This window comes from Halomonas almeriensis (assembly GCF_030409235.1).
In the GTDB taxonomy this organism is placed as follows: domain Bacteria; phylum Pseudomonadota; class Gammaproteobacteria; order Pseudomonadales; family Halomonadaceae; genus Halomonas; species Halomonas almeriensis.
Window position 1 is genome coordinate 38,279 of the sequence record NZ_JAUFPO010000002.1, and the last position, 18,358, is coordinate 56,636.

Consider the following 18,358-nt stretch of genomic DNA (forward strand, 5'->3'; position numbering starts at 1 on the left):
CCGCCGATCAGCGGCGGTTGCGGCGTGATTCCCTGCTGCGCTCGAGCTCGCGCTTTTTGGCCTTGTCGCGGTCGCTGGCCTCGGCCATGTTGTCGTAGGGATTCTTGCCCGAACGAAACTCGAAGCGCATGGGCGTGCCACGCACCTTGAGCACCTTGCGGAAGGTGTTGGTCAAGAAGCGCTTGTAGGCCTCGGGCAGCGAGCCGGTCTGGTTGCCGTGGACCACGATGATCGGCGGGTTGGTGCCGCCCTGGTGGGCCATGCGGAGCTTGATGCGGCGGCCATGGATCATCGGTGGCTGGTGCTGCTCGACGGCATCGCGCAGGATGTTGGTCAGGCGGTTGGTCGACCAGCGGCTGTGGGCCGACTGAAAGGCCCGCTCGATGGACGGATAGAGATCGCCGACCGCAGTGCCGTGCAGTGCCGAGATGAAGTGCAGTTCGGCATAGTCGGCGAAGCCCAGGCGACGCTTGATCTCGGTGCGCATGCGGTCCTTGGCCTCGCTTTCCAGGCCATCCCACTTGTTGACCGCCAGCACCAGGGCCCGGCCGCTGGTCAGCACATAGTCGAGCAGGTGAAGGTCCTGCTCCACCAGGCCGGTCCGCGCGTCCAGCACCATCACGGCGACGTGGCACTCCTTGATCGCTTCGAGGGTCTTGATGATCGAGAACTTCTCGGCGACCTCGGAAACATTCTTGCGACGCCTGACCCCGGCAGTGTCGACCAGCACATAGGGCTCGCCGCGACGCTCGAAGGGGATCTCGATAGCATCGCGGGTGGTGCCGGCCTCGTCGAAGACCACCACGCGTTCCTCGCCGAGCATGCGATTGACCAGCGTCGACTTACCCACATTGGGGCGGCCGATGACACCGATGCGAATGCCCTTGGTGCTGGTGTCGGCGGGCATGTCCTCGTCGCGCTCGGGAAAGGGCTCGAGAACCAGATCGATCAGCGCGGTCACATTGCGCCCGTGGGATGCCGCGATCGAGCGCGGCTCACCGATGCCCAGCTGCCAGAAGTCGGCCATGGCCGAGTGTTCCTCGAGACCGTCGGTCTTGTTGACGACCAGCCAGGTCTTCTTGTGGTTGACGCGTAGGTGGTTGGCGATGGCCTCGTCGGCCATGTGCAGCCCGGTGCGTCCATCGACCATGAACAGCACGATGTCGGCTTCGTCGATGGCCTGTAGCGACTGTTCCGCCATGACCGCATCGATGCCATCCTCGTCGCCGCTGATGCCGCCGGTGTCGATGACCGTATAGGTCTTGCCACCGAGGATGCCGTTTCCGTACTTGCGGTCCCGGGTCAGACCCGGGAAGTCGGCCACCAGCGCATCACGCGTACGCGTCAGGCGGTTGAACAGGGTCGACTTGCCCACATTGGGGCGGCCGACCAGAGCGATCACGGGATTCATGGGTTAAGTTCCAGAGCCTCCAGGCTTCCGTCGTCGGCCAGAGCGTAGACACGCTTGCCATCGGTGAGCGGGCGCACGCTGATCCCCGAGCCGTCAATCTCCTCGCGGCCCACTAGCTTGCCGTCGCGGGCGTCGATGAAGTGCACATAGCCTTCCATGTCACCCACCACCAGTCGGCCGTCGGCGAAGGCCGGCGCGCTCAGTTGACGGTTCGCCAACTCGGCCATGCGCCACTTTTCACGGCCGTCGGTGGCCGAGAGGGCGACCAGGTGGCTGTCGGCGTCGACCACGTAGAGTGTCTCGCCGACCAACACTGGGGTATGGTAGCTGGAGATGTCGCGTGCCCACAGGCCCTGGCCGCTGGTGGCCTGAAGCGCCGCCAGGCGCCCGTTGTAGCTGGTCACGAAGAGACGACCATCCGGAGTGAGCACCGGCTGCCCGGCCAGGTCGACCATGCGGTCGATATCGCTGCGTCCCTGCGGTGCGGCGATACGACGCTCCCAGAGGGCCCGCCCACTGCCGTTGTCCAGGGTCACCAGGCTGCCATTGGCCAGGCCGGCGAAGGTCACGGCATCGATGGTCCGCGGTGTTCCGGTGCTGCGCAACGTAAGGGCGGGCTGTGACGTGCTGTAGACCCAGCGTTCGGCACCGCTGCGACGATCGAGGGCGGTCACCTTGCCATCGATGGTCTGTACCACCACCAGCCGGTTGTTTACCTGCGGGGCGGAGAGAACCTCGCTGCTGACCCGCGAGCGCCAGACTTCCTCGCCACTGCCTTGATCCAGGGCGAGGATCTCGCCGTTTCGGGTGCCCAGGAAGACATGGTCGGCCACCGCGGTCAGGGCGCTTGAGGCGGCGCTGTCGAGCCGGGTTTCCCAGAGCACTTCGCCGTTGTCGGCGTTGATGGCCTTGATCAGGCCCTGATGATCGGCGGCGAAGAGAGTGTCGCCATCCTGCGCCGGGGCCAGGGAATAGCCGCCGAGCCCTAGGCCGTCGCCGATCTGTTCGTCCCAGAGGGTGTCGACGGTGGTGCTGTGGGTGATGTCCTGCAGTTCACGCGGCGCATTTTCGGAATCCACCTTGCCTGCGCAGCCTGCCATCAGTCCCAATGTCACCAGAGCGGCGATCGCCAGTGTCGGTTTCATGACGTGGTCTCCTGAGCGCCCAGGTTGTCGAGTTTGAGTTGCAGGCCGAACAGCGAACGTTCGCCCTGTTGCGAGCGTTGTAGGGCCTCCCGCCAGGCGTCGCCGGCGCTGTCGGTGTCGCCCAGCACGAAGTGGGCGTCGCCGCGAATTTCCGCGCGCTGTGCCGAGAGGGTGTCTGGAATCGCCCCGTCCAGGGTCGCCAGGGCGGCCTCGGCGTCATCCCCGGCGATCTGCAGGCGCGCCAGTCGCAGACGGGCCAGGCCGGCCAGGTAGGCGTGCTCGCTATCGGCGATGAGCCCCTCGAGGGCGTTGCGTGCGCTCCCCAGCTCACCGTCGCCGACGGCCAGGCGGGCGGACAGCAGCTGCCCCAGGTCGGCGTAGAGGCTGCCGCCATGCTCGTCAACCAGGGTGGTGGCCAGTTCTTCGGCCCTCTCGCGGGCGCCGTCGTCCAGCTGATCCTGACTGGTCAATTGCAGCAACTGTTGATAACGCTGTGAGGCAGCTTCCGCCTGAGCGGTCTGGTAGTCCTGCCAGCTTTTCCAGGCGAAGACACCGGCGGCGGCAATGGCCGCGCCGATCAGCAGCGACACGCCGTTTTCCTTCCACCAGCGCTTGATGGCTTCGAGCTGCTCTTCTTCGGTTCTCATTTCCGCCACGGGCGGCCTCCTTGTTGACAGTACGGTCCGTCAGGCTTCCGACAACAGCTCGCCCAGCACAGTGGCCAGTTCGCTGTGTTCAATACGGCGTTGTTCGCGATCCTCGCGCAGGAACTTGAGCGTGGCCGTCTGGCTGGCCAGCTCTTCCTCGCCGAGTAGCAGGGCCAGTCGCGCCCCGCTCTTGTCGGCCTTGCGAATACGGCTCTTGAACCCCCCTCCGCCACAGTGCAACTGCAGGCGCAGGCCGGGCATTTCATCGCGCAGGCGCTCAGCCAGGCCAAGGGCGGCGGCTTCGGCGTCACCGCTCATCGGCAGCAGATAGACGTCCAGGGTATCCAGTGCCGCCTCGGGCACCAGGTCCAGCGTCTCGAGCAGCAGCACTAAGCGTTCTACCCCTAGCGCAAAGCCCACGGCGGGAATCGGCTTGCCGCCCAACTGTTCGACGAGGCCATCATAGCGGCCGCCGGCACAGATTGTGCCCTGGCTGCCCAGCGCCTCGGTGGTCCATTCGAAGACGGTGCGGGAATAGTAATCCAGGCCACGCACCAGGCGGGGATTGATCACGTACTCGATACCGGCGGCGTCGAGGATGGCGGTAAGCCGCTCGAAATGCGCCCGTGACTCGGCATCCAGATGATCCATCAGCCGCGGCGCCGCCGCCAGCATGTCCGCCATGGCCGGGTTCTTGGAGTCCAGGATGCGCAGCGGGTTGGTGGCCAGGCGCCGCCGCGAGTCTTCGTCGAGCACGTCGTGGTGCGCCTCGAAGTAGCTGACCAGGGTGTCACGATAGGCGGCCCGAGCCTCCGGCGAGCCCAGTGAGTTGAGCTCCAGGGTCACATGCTCGAAGAGACCGAGCTGTTTCCACAGCCGTGCCGAGAGCAGAATCACTTCGGCGTCGATATCCGGGCCCTCGAGGCCGAAGGTTTCCACGCCGACCTGGTGAAACTGACGATAGCGCCCCTTCTGGGGGCGCTCGTGGCGGAACATGGGCCCCTGGTACCAGAGACGCTGGGTCTGGTTGTGCAGCAGGCCATTCTCCATGGCGGCCCGGACGCAGCTGGCCGTTCCCTCGGGGCGCAGGGTCAGACTATCGCCGTTGCGATCCTCGAAGGTATACATCTCCTTCTCGACGATGTCGGTGACCTCGCCGATGGAGCGCTTGAACAGCGCCGTCTGCTCAAGAATGGGCGTACGGATCTCGTCATAGCCGTAGCGTCCCATCAGGTTGCGCACCTGCGTCTCGAAGTACTGCCACAGCGGGGCCTGGGTCGGCAGCAGGTCGTTCATGCCCCGAATGGCCTGGATCTTCTTGCTCAATGCTGACTCCTTCACGTGCCGGGATCAGGCGTCCCGGGCAATCACGTCCTGTTCTGCCTGTTCCTTTTCGCGGACCTTGTCACGAATCAGTCGTTCGAGGTCGTCGACCAGATGGTCGTTGCGCAGTTTGCTTGACGGCTTGCCGTCGATATAGACGAGGTTGGCCGGGCTGCCGCCTGTCAGGCCGATGTCGCTTTCCTTGGCCTCGCCGGGGCCATTGACCACACAGCCGATGACCGAGACATCGAGCGGCGTCATGACATCCTCGAGACGCTCCTCGAGCTGGTTCATGGTGCCGATGACGTCGAAGTTCTGGCGCGAGCAGCTGGGGCAGGCAACGAAGTTGATGCCCTTGGAACGCAGGCTCAGGCTCTTGAGCATGTCGAAGCCGACCTTGATTTCCTCAACCGGATCGGCGGCCAGGGACACGCGGATGGTGTCGCCGATGCCGTCCATCAGCAGCATGCCAAGGCCGATGGAGGACTTGACGGTGCCCGAGCGCAGGCCACCGGCCTCGGTGATGCCGAGGTGCAGCGGCTGCTCGATGCGTGAGGCCAGCTCGCGGTAGGCGGCCACCGCCATGAACACATCCGAGGCCTTGACGCTGACCTTGAAGCCCGGGAAGTCGAGGCGGTCCAGATGGTCGATGTGGCGCATCGCGGATTCGACCAGGGCAGCCGGAGTCGGTTCGCCGTATTTCTTCTGCAGGTCTTTCTCCAGCGAGCCGGCATTGACGCCGATGCGAATCGGAATGCCGTTGTCGCGGGCGGCACCGACCACGGCGGCGACCCGGTCTTCACGACCGATGTTACCAGGGTTGATGCGCAGACAGTCGACGCCGAGCTCGGCCACGCGCAGGGCGATGCGGTAATCGAAATGGATATCCGCCACCAGCGGGACCTTCACCGCCTGCTTAATGCGCCCGAAGGCTTCTGCGGCGTCCATGCTGGGGACCGAGACGCGCACGATGTCGGCCCCGGCATTCTCGAGTTGCTGTATCTGCGCCACGGTGGCATCCACATCGAGCGTGTCGGTGTTGGTCATGCTCTGCACAGAGATTGGGGCTCCGCCACCGACCGGCACGTCACCGACGTGGATGCGGCGGGATTGGCGGCGTTGGATGGGCGATGGTGCGTGCATGTGACTCACTCTCCCAGGGTGAAGCGAGCAACGTTGTTGGTACCGGCGCGCTCGCTCAGGTCGATGACTTCGCCATCCCAGCTCAGTTCGACGCCGGTGGCATTGCCCACGGTCAGGCGAAAGGGCGGTGTACCCTCGACGCTGGCCGTGGTGCCGGGCTCCTGCAAGCCGACGAAGACGCGCTGGTTGCTGGCATCGAAGATTTCGGTCCAGGACTGCTCGTTGAAGCTCAGCTCGAGCAGGCTGGTGGAGGTCTCGGTGGTGGCCGTGTCGCTTCTGGCCGGTGTGTCGCCGTCGGCCGGGGCATCGGCCGAGGCTTGCTGGTGATCGGCGTTGGTGCTGGCGCCTTCAACGCCAGCAGCGGAGGTGTCCGGGGCAGTATCCGTCGAGGCGCTGTCCGAGGCCGTAGCCGAGCCCTCGTTGTCAGCCTCGCCTGTCGCGTCGGTCGCAGCGTTCTGGGTGTTGTCCGACGCAGCTTCCTCGGGCGCTTCCAGCAGGCTGGTCGTGTCGCCCGAAGGGGGTGTGTCGGCCGAGGTGGTCGAGTTGGCGTCACTCTCGCCGGTGTCGGTGCCCCCTTCGCTGCCTGCTTCCTCGACCAGGGAGGCATTGCCATCCATGTCATCCACGGTCACCGCTGCTGTGTCACCCGGCGCGGGCGGTTCGCTGCCGCCGCGGCTCTGCCACCACATCAGGGTCAGACCGATCAGGCCGGCGATCACGATCAGGGTGACCAGACGAAACAGCCAGGTGCCGATTCGCGAGGGAGGCCGGCTGACCACGTGCACGGGCGTAACCCGATGCTCGAGGTCCTCCTTGCCAAAGTGCGCATGGTAGGCCGACAGCACTGCATCTTCGTCGAGGCCGAGCAGGCTCGCATAGCTGCGCAGATACCCGCGTCGATAGGTGGCGATGGGGACTTCCTCGTAGCTGTCCCTCTCCAGGCCATCAATGACGGCCGGGCGCAGGTTGAGCGCCGCGGCGACTTCCTCGCGCGTTAGTCCCAGGTTTTCCCGTTCGCGTTGCAGCAACTCGCCAGGAGAAGCCTGGGCGGCTGTTGCATCGGGTTCCTGGAAAGGTGTGTCGCTCATGGCGTGAATCCTTGATTGGCAAACAGGGCTCAGGGCCTGGCTGACGAGGCATGGGTCGACCGCTGGTCGTGGCGGGCATGACGAATCTCGTCGGCCAGGCGAGCCGCCTGACGATCCGGGCCGGCCAGGCGGCGATATTCATTCAGGTGTCGCTCGGCGCTGTCGAGCCGGCCCAGTCGAATGTCGAGTTCGGCCAGTTGTCGATGGGCCGCAGCATGCTCGGCATCGACGCTCATCGCCTGCTCAAAGCGGTCGCGAGCGGCGCGATCATCCCCGAGTGCCTGTCGACAGCGGCCCAGGTTGGTCAGCAAGCGGGCGCGCCTGGGGTAGTGCGCGTCCGAGCTGGCGCGCTGCAGCTGTCGACAGGCGGCCTCGAGTTGCCCCTGATCATACAGGAAGGCGGCGTAATTGTTGCGTGCTCGGGTGAAATCCGGGGCTGTCTCCAGGGCCTTGCGATAGGCCGTCGCTGCCAGTTGTTCATCGCCCCGGCGTTGGTGCACGAGGGCCATGGCCTGGCGTGCTTCGGCGTTATCCGGGGCCAGCTCCAGCGCTTGGCGCAGCGCCCGGCTCGCGCGCGGCAGGTTGCCCTGAGAGAGATAGGCTTCACCCAGGCGCGTATAGGCCGCCGACGGCGACTCGTCCGGCGCCACCGGCTCAGCTTGTGTAGCGCATCCACTCAGCCACAGCATGCCGATCAGCACCAGCATGATGAGCGGCCGACGGTAGCCATCGAGACTCGGGCGATCCATCATGGCCTCCTCGCAGAGGTGATGTGCGCCGGGCCAGCACAGGCCACGGCCCCTGATGAAAAAAGCTCGCCCATCAAAGCGTCGTGCCCGGTGGAAGTCAAGCCAGCCCACGGCTCAATCCGCGTCGATCTGAATCGACTGTATGTAGCGCTCGTGGCGGCGGGTTCGGTCCTTCACGCGGCCGACCAGTTGGCCGCAGGCGGCGTCGATGTCGTCACCTCGCGTGGAGCGAATGGTCGCATTGAGATTGAGGTCGTACAGCCACTGCTGGAAACGCTTGACCTGGTTGCGCGAGGGCGTCTCGTAACCTGAGTGCGGAAAGGGGTTGAAGGGGATCAGGTTGATCTTGCTGGGCAGCTCCTTCAGCAGCTCGGCGAGTTGCTGGGCATGCTCCTGCTGATCATTGACGTCCTTCATCATGGTGTACTCGATGGTCACCACGCGCGCATCGTCGCACTTGGCCAGGTAGCGCTGGCAGGCATCCAGCAGGGTGCGAATGTTGTACTTGCGGTTGAGCGGCACCAGCTCGCTGCGCAGCTCGTCGTTGGCGGCGTGCAGCGAGATGGCCAGACTCACGTCGAGCTCGTCGCCCAGCTTGTCCAGCATGGGGACCACGCCGGAGGTGGAAAGCGTGACACGGCGCTTCGAGAGGCTATAGGCATTGTCGTCGAGCATCAGCTTCATGGCCGGCACGACGTTGTCATAGTTCATCAGCGGCTCGCCCATGCCCATCATCACCACATTGGTGACGGGGCGATTGGCGGTGTCATGGCGGGGGCCGAAGCTGTTGCTGGCCACCCACACCTGGCCGATCACTTCGGCCGCTGTGAGGTTGCGCTGAAAGCCCTGCTTGCCGGTGGAGCAGAAACTGCAGTCCAGCGAGCAGCCGACCTGGGACGAGACGCACAGGGTACGACGCTTGCCGTTCTCGGCGGGGATCAGCACGGTTTCGACATAGCTGCCATCCTCGACTTCGAGAACCCACTTGCGGGTCCCGTCATTGGAGGAGCCTTCGTAGACCACGCTGGGGCCGCGAATTTCGGCGACCTCCGAGAGGCGGGCGCGCAGGGCTTTTGACAGGTTGGTCATGGATTCGAAATTGTCGCAGCCTTCCTGGTGAATCCATTTCATCACCTGGGCGGCACGGAATTTCTTCTCGCCGATGGAAAGGAAGAAGGCTTCCATTTCCTCGCGCGTCATGCCCAGCAAGTTGAGGCGTTGGGAAGCAGTGGTGGCAGTCATGATAGTCAGCGGTCGGTCGGGGCGGGGGTGTTGCCACCCCCGCTGGACGGGGCGATCAGCCGCGCGGGCAGATCTCGTCGTCGCTAAAGAAGTAGGCGATTTCACGCGCCGCGGATTCCGGCGAATCGGAGCCATGCACGGCGTTGGCGTCAATCGACTGGGCGTAATCGGCACGGATGGTGCCGGCTTCGGCTTCCTTGGGGTTGGTGGCGCCCATCAGGTCGCGGTTGGCGGCGATGGCATTGTTGCCCTCCAGCACCTGCACAATGACCGGACCGGAGGTCATGAAGCCCACCAGGTCGGCAAAGAACGGACGTTCCTTGTGCTCGGCATAGAAGCCTTCTGCCTTTTCCTGGGAAAGGTGCAGCATCTTGGCGGCGACGATCTGCAGGCCGGCATGTTCGAAACGGCTCTCGATCTCGCCGATGACGTTCTTGGCCACGGCGTCGGGCTTGATGATGGACAGGGTGCGTTCTGTAGCCATGGGGCGTGCTCTCCAGAGTAGCGGATAATGAAAGCCTCACGCCGCCTCGAGAGTCTCGGCGCGGCGCGGGGCTGATGGTTGATGCGGTTCGACCGGTGGGGTCGAGTGGGCGCAGAGTATACCGCCCCTGGGCGCTGATGAACAATTCGCGCGCCGCCCGGATCGCCACGCCATGGCCGGTGGTGGCATGCCGCTCACACGCTGAAGCTCTCGCCGCAGCCGCACTCGTCCTTGACGTTGGGGTTGTTGAAGCGGAAGAAGCGGTTGAGTCCTTCCGAGACATAGTCGACCTCGCTGCCGTCGAGCACTTCCAGGGCGTCCGGGGCGACAAACACCTTGACGCCATGTTCCTCGAAGGCCACGTCGTCGTTGGCGGCCTCGTCGGCGATGTCGAGCACATAGCTGTAGCCCGAGCAGCCGCTGGGCTTGATGGTGACGCGCAGGCCCAGGCCATGACCGCGTTCGTCGAGAACACGGTTGATCTGCTCGGCAGCGGCGGTGGTGATGGATAGGTTCGCCATGATGGCCTCCTGCTCGATAGGTTCAGCGGCGCAGCCCGGTCAGGGCGTGCCGCAATGTGGCGAGGGTCCGGTCGATATCGTCCGCGGTGGTGAAGCGCCCCAGGCTGAAGCGCAGCGAGGCCAGTGCCAGCGCTCGCGACACCCCGATCTCCCTTAGTACATAGGATGGCTCGACACTGGCGGAGTTGCAGGCCGAGCCGGTCGAAACGGCGATGTTGCGCAGCGCCATCAAAAGCGATTCGCCATCGACCCCGGAAAACCCCAGATTGATGATGTTCGGGACCGAGGCCTCGGTGGTCGAATTGAGATGGATACCCGGAAGGTCGGCCAGCCCCTCCAGGAAACGCGCCTGCAGTGCCTCTATGCGAGCCTGATCGGCCTCACCTTCGCGGCCGGCGATGGCAAAGGCCTCGCCCATCCCGGCGATCTGGTGGGTCGGCAGGGTGCCGGAGCGCATGCCGCGCTCGTGGCCGCCCCCATGAATCAGGGCCTCGAGCCGGATGTCCGGCGAGCGCTTCACATACAGGGCGCCGACGCCCTTGGGACCATACGCCTTGTGGCCGGAGAGCGACATCAGATCGATGCCCAGCTCGGCCACGTTCAGGGGCAGGCGCCCGACCGCCTGGGCGGCGTCGGTGTGGAAGAGCGCGCCGGCCGCGTGGGCGGCGGCTGCCAGACCCGCCAGATCATTGATGCTGCCCAGTTCGTTGTTCACCGCCATCAGCGAGACCAGCACGGTGTCGTCGCGCAGCAAGGCCTTAAGCGACTCCGGCGTGATGCGGCCGCTGCCGTCGGGCGTCAGCCAGCTCACCTCGCAGCCCTCTTTTTCCAGCGCCAGGGCGGTGTCGATGATCGCCTTGTGCTCGATGGTCGAGGTCACCAGGTGCCGGCCCCGCTCGCGGCCGGCGCGCATGAGGCCGATCAGTGCCAGGTTGTCGGCCTCTGTGGCGCCGCTGGTCCAGACGATCTCGCGCGGGTCGGCGCCAATCCGGTCGGCGACCTGGCGGCGCGCGCTCTCGACGGCCTGTTCGGCCTGCCAGCCGGGCATGTGACTGCGCGAGGCGGGGTTGGCGAACACACCGTCGAGTGTCAGGTGCCGGCTCATGACCTCGGCGACCCGGGGGTCGACGGGCGTGGTGGCCGCATAGTCGAGGTAGATGGAACCGCTCATCGGCGATGAACCCTTGATTCTTGCCGGTGGCTCGAGGGTCGAGCCGCCTGGCGAGGCCTTGGTTGAATCGGTGTCCGCACCCGTTCGTTCTTCAGGGCGATGACGCCGGAATCTGCTTGTCGGCCACACGACGCTGCCGTGTGGCAATCGCCTGGAATTCGTCGCGACCGGCCAGCTGGCCCAAGGTCACGCCATCCAGGAAGCCGTGAATCTGCTCGGACAGCTCGTACCAGAGGTGGTGGGTCAGGCAGGTATCGCCCTGCTGACAATCCGACATGCCACCACAGCGCGTGGCATCCACCGATTCGTCGACGGCATCGATGACCCGCGCCACCGAGATCTTCGTGGCCGGCTCGGTCAGTAGATAGCCGCCGCCCGGGCCACGCACGCTGCCGACCAGGCCGTTGCGCCGCAGACGGGCAAACAGCTGTTCCAGGTAGGACAGCGAAATTTCCTGGCGCCTGGCGATATCGGCCAGGCAGATGGGCCCCTGGTCGGCATGCATCGCCAGGTCCAGCATGGCGGTGACGGCGTAGCGTCCCTTGGTGGTCAGGCGCATGGTCCTTCACCTCGGCACCGGGGTGGACGTTGGAAACAGCGGCGCGCGAAGCCGCCGATCAACCTGTCATTATGATAAAGACCCAGTAGATCGGTCAACCATTGTGCCCGGTGTCCTTGCGGGTTCGGGTGGCGCTTGGTTCGTCCGTCTCCTCGGATGGCGAACCATCGGCTGGTTCAGAGGCGGGTGTCGGGGCATAGTCCGAGGTTTTCGGTGTTGCCGTGCGGTCGTCGGCAGGCGCACAGCCGTGGTCGATGCCTTCCAGGATGTCGGCGAAATCCTCGTCACGCAGTTCGGGCAACCGGCCATCGCGGAAGCCGGCGTCGATCTGGCGCAGCGTCGCGCACATCTGCTCGATGCGCTCATCGACCTGATGCATGTGATCGAGCATGGCCTGCATGGAGCGGGCCACCGGATCCGGCATGTCCTGGCTGACGCCATAGGCATCGAACCCGAACTTGCGGCACATGGCCTCGCGACGTTCGGGGTCGACCTGCAGGGCGTCTTCGGTATCCGGGTCGCTGCGCTGCACCACCTTGCCGGGAATCCCGACCACGGTGGCGCCGGCCGGCACTTCCTTGGTGATCACCGCATTGGAGCCGACCTTGGCGCCGGCGCCCACGGTGAAGGGGCCGAGGATCTTGGCCCCGGCACCGACGATCACGCCATCCCCCAGGGTGGGGTGGCGCTTGCCATCCTGCCAGCTCGTGCCGCCCAGGGTGACGCCTTGATAGAGAGTGACATCATCACCCACTTCGGCCGTCTCGCCGATCACCACACCCATGCCATGGTCGATGAAGAAGCGCCGGCCGATGTTTGCGCCGGGGTGGATCTCGATGCCGGTCAACCAGCGGCCCAGTGTCGACAGGGTGCGTGCCAGCCACTTGAGGTTGCGCCGCCACAGCCAGTGCCCGAGGCGATGCAGCAGCAGGGCATGCAGGCCCGGGTAGTTGGTCAGGACTTCGAGAAAGTTGCGCGCCGCCGGGTCACGGGCGAATACGCTGTTGATGTCCTCGCGCAGACGTTGAAACATGCGGCGATCCTTGGTTAAGGGCGAGTCTTGCCCTTCATGGTGGGGGGCACTCGGGGCGGGTTCAAGTCATGCATCAGGAACCGGCATCCGGGGTATCCGACGAGTCCTGGCGGTCGCTGCTCGCTGCCTGACGCTGGGTGGCGGTCAGGATGCCGCGCAGGATGTTCATCTCCATGCGCTCGGGGCGGGCGCGCAACGTGAAGCGCCGCAGCCGCGCCATCAGCTGACGCGGCTGCGCCGGGTCATGAAAGCCGATGTCGATCAGGGTGCGTTCCAGGTGGTCGAAATAATGCTCGAGCTCCTGATGGCTGGCCAGTGGCTCCGGCGCGGCCTCGTCGCCTGCCTCGGGGGCCTCCATGCACGCCAGCCGGCACTCGTAGGCCACGACCTGAATGGCGGCCGCCAGGTTCAGCGAGCTGAAGTCGGGGTTGGTGGGGATATGCACATGGGCGTGACAGCGCTGCATCTCGGCGTTGGTCAAGCCACTGTCCTCGCGGCCGAAGACCAGGGCCACGCGGCTTTCCTCGCCGGCCAACTCCGCCGGCAGACGTTCGCCGAGCTGTCGCGGCGTGGTCATCGGCCAGGGCAGGGTGCGCGAGCGGGCGCTGGCGCCCACCACCAGGGTGCACTCGCTGACGGCGTCCTCCAGGCTTGCGAAGGTTGGGGCCTGATGGACCAGGCGGTCGGCCCCTGACGCGCGGGACACGGTCTCGGCCGTGATCGGCTCGCAGCGCGGGGCCACCAGCGCCAGGTCAGCGAGTCCCATGTTGTGCATGGCACGGGCCGTGCCGCCAATGTTGCCTGGATGACTGGTGCCGACCAGCACGATACGTATGCGTTCGAGCATGGGGAGTTCCGGTTGGGGCTGTTAACGTCGCGAAAAGCGCAGTCTAGCATGCTGGCTTCGAGCTTCGAGCTTCGAGCTTCGAGCTTCGAGCTGCGTAGCGCGCGCATGGCGTTTCTGATAGGATTCGTGCCACCAGTCGACGATAGCGTCGGCTCGGGGGAGTGGTCCGCCCGCGGCATAAGCGTTGCTGCGCCGCCAGGGCCGGCGCTTCCTCGCTTGCGTTCTTTAACATCACCGTGACTCCCAAGGCCTGATCATGCATCCGATGGTCCAATTTGCACTGCGTGCTGCGCGCAGTGCCGGCGAGCAGTATCTGCGCGTTCGCGAGCGCATCGAAAATGCTCATGAAGAACATAACCTCGACAAGCTGCTCGAGGACACGGCGCGTAACGCCGAGACACTCATCCAGCGTCAGCTGGCGCGCGGGTACCCCCAGCATGGCGTCGTCGGCCGCTACACCCCGCAACGTGACGGGGAGGGCGATGGCCGCGATGTGATATGGCAGATCGAACCCGTACATGGCTATTCCAACCTGACCGTGGCCGCCTCCGGCTTCGCGCTCTCGGTGGTCTGCATGGTCAAGGGCCGTCCGGAGCATGCGGTGATGATCTGCCCCTTCAGCGATGACGAATACCTGATGAGCCGCGGCCGTGGCGCCCAGCTCAACGGTAAGCGTATTCGTGTGCCCCGGCATTACGCCATCGAGGGCGCGCGCATTGCCATGGGGCTGCCCGAAGCCTCGCTGCGTTCGCGCCTGCAGCCGACTCATCTGACCCTGATCCAGCAGCTGGCGCCTCGCGTCGAGCTGATGCGGGCCTCGGGCAATGCCTTGATGGACATCGCCGAGCTGGCCTCTGGGCGTGCCGATGCCGCCTTTGTGCTGGGCATGGAAGAGCAGGAGATGCAGGTCGGCTCACTGATGCTCAAGGAAGCCGGTGCCCTGATGGGCATGCCCGATGGCCAGCCCACGGTGGCCACCAGCCAGCCGTTGATGGCCGCCGGCCCGCGTCTCTACAAGACGCTGGTCAAGCAGCTCAAGCCTCATTTCTGAGTCGTCTGACGCCGGGGCTGACGCCTCGGCTACATCGCGTTACGTTGTGGGACTGTTCGTGGTCGCTCACTGGGTGTAGGTTTAGGGGAGCCAGCCGCCAATGTGGCAGCTGGTTCATGCCCAGGGCCATGAACACCATCCGCGAGAGGAGTGACGATGCAACCCCTCAGCTATTACTACTACAACGTGCTGGAAAGCCTCGAAAAGCCTTGTGATGTACCTGCTGCACACCTGCAGGAAGGCTATGATCTCCTGTACCACTATGGTGGTCGCGTGGAGATGGACCTGATGCGTCGGGCCGAGGCAGCCAGCGCCGAGAATGATCCACTTCACTGGCATGAAGCGCTGGACGACGAACAACGCGACAAGCTGCGACGAGCCTTCCAGGACGAGAATCCCGCCAAGATTCTCAAGGTGATGCAACGCAACGGCTATGCCAGCGTGCTCTATCACCACGCCCGTGAAGTGTTTCAACCCGATGCCCAGGGTGTCGCCTGAGGCAGGTTCAGCGTTGTTGGCCACGGCTGCAACGTTTCGCCTGACACAAACGCAAAACGCCACCCGATCGGGTGGCGTTTTGCGTTGCGGCAGCGGTATCGGCGCCGCGCGACTCAGGGCAGCTCTTCCTCGCCTTCTTCGTCGTCCTTCTGTGGCGGCATCAGGTCCACGCGCTGCAGCTTGAGCGGCAGCAGCAGGGCGGCGGAGACGTAGATGGACGAGAAGGTTCCCACCGCCACGCCGATCAACAACGCCACGGCGAAGAAGTGGATCATGTCGCCGCCGAGAAATACCAGGGCCAGCAGCACCAGCAGGGTCGTGCCGGATGTGGCCAGGGTCCGCGACAGCGTCTGGTTGATGGACTCATTGAAGATGGCCGGCATGTCATCGATACGCGAGGTGCGAATGTTTTCGCGAATGCGGTCATAGACCACGATAGTGTCGTTCAACGAGTAACCGATCACCGCCAGCACGGCAGCCAGCACGGTCAGGTCGAACTCGAAACCGAACAGCGCGAAGACACCGATGACGATAACCACATCGTGGATCAGGGCCAGCAGGGCACCGATGGCGAACTTGTACTGGAAGCGAAAGGCCACGTAGAGCATCACGATGCCCAGTGCCACCAGCATACCCATGCCGCTCTGGTCGCGCAGCTGATCGCCGACCTGGGCACCGACGAACTCGGCGCGTACCAGCTCGACATTGCTGCCGGATTGGCGCAGCAGGTCGACGATTTGATCGCCGACACCGGCCTCGAAGATTTCCTGCAGTCGAATCAGCACCTCGGTAGAAGTGCCGAACGTCTGCACCACGACGTTCTGGAAGCCAGCGGCCTCCAGAGCCTCACGCACGGCGTCCAGCGCCGGTGCCGCGGCATAGCGCACCTCGACCAGGGTGCCGCCGGTAAAGTCCAGCCCCAGATTGAGGCCCTGCAGCGCCAGCGCGACCACCGACACCACCAGCAGAATGGCCGAGCTGATGAAGGCAAGGCGCCGTTTGCCCATGAAGTCGATCTGTCGATTGATGAGAGGTTGCATGGCCACTTCCTATATCCAGAGCTTTTTGATCGGCCGGCTGCCGTAACGCAGGTTGACCATGGCGCGTGTCACCAGCAGGGCGGTGAACAGCGAGGTCAGGATGCCCAGCGATAGGGTTACGGCGAAGCCCTTGACCGGCCCGGTGCCGATCGAGAACAGGATCAACGCCACCAGCAGGGTGGTGATATTGGCATCGACGATCGACGAGAAGGCGCGCTCGTAGCCCGCATGGATGGCCTGTGGGGCCGAGAGGCCATTGCGCAGCTCCTCGCGTATCCGCTCGAAGATCAGCACATTGGCGTCGACGGCCATGCCCAGCGTCAGCACGATACCGGCGATGCCCGGCAGGGTCAGGGTCGCGCCGAGCATCGACATGGCTGCCACCAGCAGGGTCAGGTTGAGCGCCAGGGCGATGTTGGCGAAGACCCCGAAGACCCGATAGCGCACCAGCATGAAGAGCACCACCAGCAGCAGGCCGATCTGCACCGACATGACGCCGCGCTCGATGTTCTCGGCACCGAGGCTCGGGCCGATGGTGCGCTCCTGAGCGAAGTACATCGGGGCGGCCAGCGAACCGGAACGCAGCAGCAGGGCCAGGTCGGCCGCCTCGGTGGGCGACTCCAAGCCGGTGATACGGAAGCTGTTGCCCAGCGCACTCTGGATGGTCGCCAGACTGATGATGCCGCGCTCGGTGTTCTGGGTGCGCACCGTGGTCTCTTCGCCGTTTTCCATCACGGTGCGTTCGCTCGAGTTGTGCTCGATGAACAGTACCGCCATGTTGCGGCCGATGTTGGTGCGGGTGGCGCGGTTCATCAGGGTGCCGCCGGTGCCGTCCAGGTCGATGTTGACCTGCGGGCGGCCATTCTGGTCGAAGCCCTGGTTGGCGTTGGACACCCGGTCACCGGTGATGATGATGTCCTGCATCAGGGTGGCGCTGCGTGCCTGGTTGTTGCGGAACGGGAAACTCTCGGTTTCGGATTCCGGCGTATCCGGGCGCGCCTCGAGGCGGAATTCCAGGTTGGCCGTGGCGCCGATGATGCGCTTGGCCGCCGCGGTATCCTGAACGCCGGGGAGCTGTACCACGATGCGGTTGGGCCCCTGGCGCTGCACCAGCGGTTCGGAGACCCCCAGCTCGTTGACCCGGTTGCGCAGTGTGGTCAGGTTCTGGTTGACCGCATAGTCCTGGATCTCTTCCACCGCGACATCGTCCAGGGCGATTTCCAGGCCAGCGCCACGCGGGCGCTCGACATTGCTGTACTCGAAGTCCGGATACTGCTGGCCGATCAGCCGCCGTGCCTCGCGGCGGTCTCCTTCGTTCATGAAGTCGAGGCTGATCGAACGCTCACCGATCTCGCTGTTGCGGTAGCGCAGGCGCTCGTCGCGCAGCATGTTGCGCATGGCGCTGGCATCGGATTCCAGCTGCTGGCTGATGGCCGCATCCATGTCGACTTCGAGCAGGAAGTGCACACCGCCGCGCAGGTCGAGGCCCAGCGTCATGGGTGACGCCGCCAGCGACTCGAGCCAGCCAGGGGTCGACTCGGCCAGGTTGAGCGCGGTGACATAGTCGTCACTGAGCGACTCGCTGATCAGATCCCTTGCCCTGGCCTGATCATCGGCATTGGCCAGGCGGATCAGGACGCTCTTGGGCTGGCGCTCGATGGACTGGATGTTGATGCCGGCTTCGTCGAGGGTGGTCTCGAGGCGGTCGAGGCGTTGCTCGTCGAGCATGAACTCGCCGCGGTCACTACTGATCTGAACGGCCGGGTCAGCCGGGAAGAGGTTGGGCAGCGCATAGATCAGGCCGACGACAAGGACTAGAAGTATCAGCAGATACTTCCACAGGGGGTAACGATTGAGCATGGGGGCCCTGCCCTCAGGTTGCTGATGATGGTGACGGGCGTTAGGTCATCACGAGCACCGGGCGGAGCCGGTCGGCCGGGCCCCGCCGCGGCGGTCGCAGGGCAGCCCGCACCGTCAGGCGATGCGGGCATGTCTGCTTAGATGGACTTGAGCGTGCCCTTGGGGAGGACGTTGGCCACGGCATTCTTCTGAACGCTGACCTCGGTGCCCTCGGCGATTTCCATGGACAGGAACTCGCTGTCGTCGCTGACCTTGGTGATGCGCCCCAGCATGCCACCGCCGATGACGATCTCGTCACCCTTGGAAAGGCCGGCGATCAGGTTCTTGTGCTGCTTGGCACGCTTGGCCTGCGGGCGCCACAGCAGAAAGTAGAAGATCAGCACGAAGCCGACCAGCATCACGATCTGGGCGATGCCACCGCCCGCTGCGGCGCCGGCATCCTGTGCCTGGGCCGGGGAAATGAAGAAGTCCAGCATTTACGACAATCTCCTGAGTCGTGGTGAAGAAAGTGGCGCCCTCGGGGCGCTCGCAACCGGCCTGCAAGGT

At 64.9% G+C, this 18,358-nt stretch carries 19 protein-coding genes; 2 read left to right on the plus strand and 17 right to left on the minus strand.

Going from position 1 to position 18,358, the window contains the following annotated elements:
- Positions 1–7: 7 nt before the first annotated feature.
- The 14 genes from der to QWY74_RS00495 form a co-directional block, all read right to left on the minus strand.
- On the minus strand, positions 8–1,411 hold the full coding sequence (gene der, locus QWY74_RS00430) for a ribosome biogenesis GTPase Der (RefSeq protein ID WP_264827483.1): 1,404 nt from the start codon (positions 1,409–1,411) through the stop codon (positions 8–10).
- Positions 1,408–2,556: an outer membrane protein assembly factor BamB gene (gene bamB / locus QWY74_RS00435; protein ID WP_290313543.1), complete on the minus strand. Its 1,149-nt coding sequence runs from the start codon at positions 2,554–2,556 to the stop codon at positions 1,408–1,410. The genes der and bamB overlap by 4 nt, the downstream gene beginning before the upstream one ends.
- Positions 2,553–3,203, minus strand: coding sequence for a YfgM family protein (locus QWY74_RS00440; protein ID WP_320109344.1), 651 nt, complete (start codon positions 3,201–3,203; stop codon positions 2,553–2,555). The genes bamB and QWY74_RS00440 overlap by 4 nt, the downstream gene beginning before the upstream one ends.
- Positions 3,204–3,242: 39 nt before the next feature.
- Entirely contained in the window at positions 3,243–4,529 is a 1,287-nt protein-coding gene (hisS, locus tag QWY74_RS00445) for a histidine--tRNA ligase (RefSeq protein WP_264827478.1), read from the minus strand.
- Between the two features lie 24 nt (positions 4,530–4,553).
- Positions 4,554–5,669 (minus strand): flavodoxin-dependent (E)-4-hydroxy-3-methylbut-2-enyl-diphosphate synthase, encoded by a 1,116-nt coding sequence (gene ispG / locus QWY74_RS00450; protein ID WP_264827477.1) that lies wholly within the window; start codon positions 5,667–5,669, stop codon positions 4,554–4,556.
- 5 nt (positions 5,670–5,674) lie between these two features.
- On the minus strand, positions 5,675–6,757 hold the full coding sequence (locus QWY74_RS00455) for a RodZ domain-containing protein (RefSeq protein ID WP_264827476.1): 1,083 nt from the start codon (positions 6,755–6,757) through the stop codon (positions 5,675–5,677).
- 29 nt (positions 6,758–6,786) lie between these two features.
- Positions 6,787–7,506: a type IV pilus biogenesis/stability protein PilW gene (gene pilW / locus QWY74_RS00460; protein ID WP_290313544.1), complete on the minus strand. Its 720-nt coding sequence runs from the start codon at positions 7,504–7,506 to the stop codon at positions 6,787–6,789.
- 114 nt (positions 7,507–7,620) lie between these two features.
- A complete protein-coding gene (rlmN, locus tag QWY74_RS00465; protein ID WP_264827473.1) occupies positions 7,621–8,748 on the minus strand; it encodes a dual-specificity RNA methyltransferase RlmN in 1,128 nt (375 codons plus the stop codon).
- Positions 8,749–8,803: 55 nt separating this feature from the next.
- Positions 8,804–9,232 carry a nucleoside-diphosphate kinase gene (gene ndk, locus QWY74_RS00470; RefSeq protein ID WP_264827472.1) on the minus strand — a complete coding sequence of 143 codons (429 nt, stop codon included), beginning with the start codon at positions 9,230–9,232 and terminating at the stop codon, positions 8,804–8,806.
- A gap of 194 nt (positions 9,233–9,426) precedes the next feature.
- On the minus strand, positions 9,427–9,753 hold the full coding sequence (locus QWY74_RS00475) for a HesB/IscA family protein (protein ID WP_290313545.1): 327 nt from the start codon (positions 9,751–9,753) through the stop codon (positions 9,427–9,429).
- 22 nt (positions 9,754–9,775) lie between these two features.
- Positions 9,776–10,924, minus strand: coding sequence for an aminotransferase class V-fold PLP-dependent enzyme (locus tag QWY74_RS00480; RefSeq protein WP_264827469.1), 1,149 nt, complete (start codon positions 10,922–10,924; stop codon positions 9,776–9,778).
- A gap of 91 nt (positions 10,925–11,015) precedes the next feature.
- Positions 11,016–11,483 (minus strand): Fe-S cluster assembly transcription factor, encoded by a 468-nt coding sequence (locus QWY74_RS00485; protein WP_264827467.1) that lies wholly within the window; start codon positions 11,481–11,483, stop codon positions 11,016–11,018.
- 94 nt (positions 11,484–11,577) lie between these two features.
- Positions 11,578–12,516, minus strand: coding sequence for a serine O-acetyltransferase (cysE, locus tag QWY74_RS13065; protein WP_435389092.1), 939 nt, complete (start codon positions 12,514–12,516; stop codon positions 11,578–11,580).
- A gap of 73 nt (positions 12,517–12,589) precedes the next feature.
- Positions 12,590–13,363 (minus strand): RNA methyltransferase, encoded by a 774-nt coding sequence (locus QWY74_RS00495; protein ID WP_264827466.1) that lies wholly within the window; start codon positions 13,361–13,363, stop codon positions 12,590–12,592.
- Positions 13,364–13,619: 256 nt separating this feature from the next.
- Here QWY74_RS00495 and QWY74_RS00500 point away from each other — a divergent pair, with 256 nt between their 5' ends.
- Complete coding sequence (locus QWY74_RS00500) at positions 13,620–14,414, plus strand: inositol monophosphatase family protein (RefSeq protein ID WP_264827465.1); 795 nt, start codon at positions 13,620–13,622, stop codon at positions 14,412–14,414.
- 156 nt (positions 14,415–14,570) lie between these two features.
- Entirely contained in the window at positions 14,571–14,912 is a 342-nt protein-coding gene (locus QWY74_RS00505; protein WP_264827464.1) for a hypothetical protein, read from the plus strand.
- Positions 14,913–15,025: 113 nt separating this feature from the next.
- Here QWY74_RS00505 and secF read toward each other — a convergent pair whose 3' ends face one another.
- The 3 genes from secF to yajC form a co-directional block, all read right to left on the minus strand.
- Positions 15,026–15,952, minus strand: coding sequence for a protein translocase subunit SecF (gene secF / locus QWY74_RS00510; protein ID WP_264827462.1), 927 nt, complete (start codon positions 15,950–15,952; stop codon positions 15,026–15,028).
- Between the two features lie 9 nt (positions 15,953–15,961).
- Positions 15,962–17,812 (minus strand): protein translocase subunit SecD, encoded by a 1,851-nt coding sequence (gene secD / locus QWY74_RS00515; RefSeq protein ID WP_290313546.1) that lies wholly within the window; start codon positions 17,810–17,812, stop codon positions 15,962–15,964.
- A gap of 137 nt (positions 17,813–17,949) precedes the next feature.
- Positions 17,950–18,288, minus strand: a complete 339-nt coding sequence (yajC, locus tag QWY74_RS00520) for a preprotein translocase subunit YajC (protein WP_290313547.1) — start codon at positions 18,286–18,288, stop codon at positions 17,950–17,952.
- Between the last annotated feature and the right edge of the window lie 70 nt (positions 18,289–18,358).